This window comes from Mycobacterium persicum, assembly GCF_002086675.1.
In the GTDB taxonomy this organism is placed as follows: Bacteria; Actinomycetota; Actinomycetes; order Mycobacteriales; family Mycobacteriaceae; genus Mycobacterium; species Mycobacterium persicum.
This window is the reverse complement of record NZ_MVIF01000219.1, coordinates 1-1792: the sequence shown is the minus strand read 5'-3', so window position 1 is coordinate 1792 and position 1792 is coordinate 1. Positions and strand designations below refer to the sequence as shown.

Below are 1792 nucleotides of genomic sequence, written 5' to 3'. Positions count from 1 at the left end.
TCGGGGAAACTCTCCATCCCCGCCCTCGGGTCACTAATTATCAGGGGGCGAGTGCCTCACCCAAGGTTGGCAGAGAGGGGGAATAACCTTCTTAAGGTGACGACCAACCACCCGCCTGCGGAACAGTGGACACCGCCATATCCCACCTACCCCCCAGCACGCTCCCGCACCTGGCCAGCAGTAGCGCTGTCGGCAGTTGCCGCCTTACTCGGCGCTGCAGCTTTGATCGTGGCATTGACCCGCCCTACGACAAGCGGACCAACCGCAAGCCGGGCAACCTCGGCGCCGCCGACGTACACCGCCGCAGAAATCGCCGCCGCGCATCAGAAGTTGTGCGAGATCTACAGGCTGGCGGCGCGTTCCGTCCAAATAGACACCAATAGCGGCAACCAGGCGCTCGCCGGCATTTCGACAGTTAACGGGGCGGTGATGCTTGAGCAAGCGGTTAATACCGCTCCAGCGCTTACGTCCGCCGACCGCACCGCCGCACTGACACTGGCTGAGGCATACACCAGCGCCAATGCCAAAGCCAGCTCTTTGCATCGCGACGACCCAGAGTGGCAAGCGGTGGTGGACGACGTCAACGCCAAAGACTCGCACATGAAGGCCGCGTGTGGTGCCGGCTGACCTGCCGCCCGGCAAGTGGTCCGCATTGCTGGTAGGCGGGTGGTGGTCGGCACGACCCGACGCGGTGACCGCCGGCATTGCGTATTGGCACCACGCAGGAGAGGTGAAGGGACAAGAGATGGGTGATCTGCAAACCCAAAGATCGCAGCTAACGGTAAATCAGGGAAGAACCGCCGAAGACTTGATAGAACGTTATTGGCGGAGCGAACAACGACTGGCCACTATCATTCAGCAATGCGAGGCCAAAAGTAACCAATGCGATCGTGTCGCTGATGCCGTAAATCATTTGCGTGACCGTTTAACCGAGATCGCCCAATCCGGTAATAAGCAGATCGACGATATTCTTTCCGGCAACAGCTCTACGGAAGCGAAAGTCGCCGCAGTCAATGCGGTTATTACCGAGAAAAACGCGGACGCCGCCAATGCCGGAGTAAATGCGATGGCGAACGTTATCGACGCCACGCAGCGGGTGCTCGACGCAACCATCGGCGGCGACGCGCGGAAGTGGCTACGTGATCACGGTGTGAACCTCGATGGTCCCCCGCCGTCGCGTCCGGTCACTGCCGCCGACTTGAATGCCTCGCACGCTCCAACGTCGCCAGAGACGTCCGCATTCGGCGCTGATCGGCCCGCGCCCGGTACATCCGTACCGGGCGCGGACGCGTCGCCGCCAGGGTCAGCGTTTGGCGGTAATCGACCGGGCCCAGGGGCGCCGCAGCAGCAGCAAGAGGTCACGCCTATGCCGTCGACAGCGCTCGCGTTCGGCGGTGATCAGTCGGCGCCCAAAGGACCGTCGCTTCCGAACACCGTCGAACCCAACCTCCCTCCCAGTCTGCCTCCCGTTGGTCTCGGTGGGACGTCGTTGCGAGGCATTTCGACACCCGGGGCGACCGGCATACCAGCAGCGGCCAGCGCACCTTTATCACCGCAGTCCCTAAGCCAGTCGTTTACCACCGGCATGATGACCGGAGCGCCGGCGGCTGCCGGTGCACAGTCGTTGTCCGAGGGCACAATCCACGCGGCCACAGAGCCTTTGGCACCAACTACGCCACCCGCGACTGCGCCGATTGCCGCCGCTCCAGCAATCGCGACCGGCGCCGCCGCCGTCCCTCATGTTCCCGACATGAGCGCGGCCGCAGCTCCGACCCCGGTCGTATCACCGACG

Annotated in this window: 2 protein-coding genes; both read left to right on the top strand. The window is 63.3% G+C overall.

Annotated features, from left to right (window positions below):
- Positions 1 to 96: 96 nt before the first annotated feature.
- Entirely contained in the window at positions 97 to 627 is a 531-nt protein-coding gene (locus tag BST40_RS27945; RefSeq protein ID WP_083156540.1) for a hypothetical protein, read from the top strand.
- 118 nt (positions 628 to 745) lie between these two features.
- The coding region (locus tag BST40_RS30390) for a hypothetical protein (RefSeq protein WP_158084051.1) at positions 746 to 1792 on the top strand (1047 nt) is incomplete at its 3' end.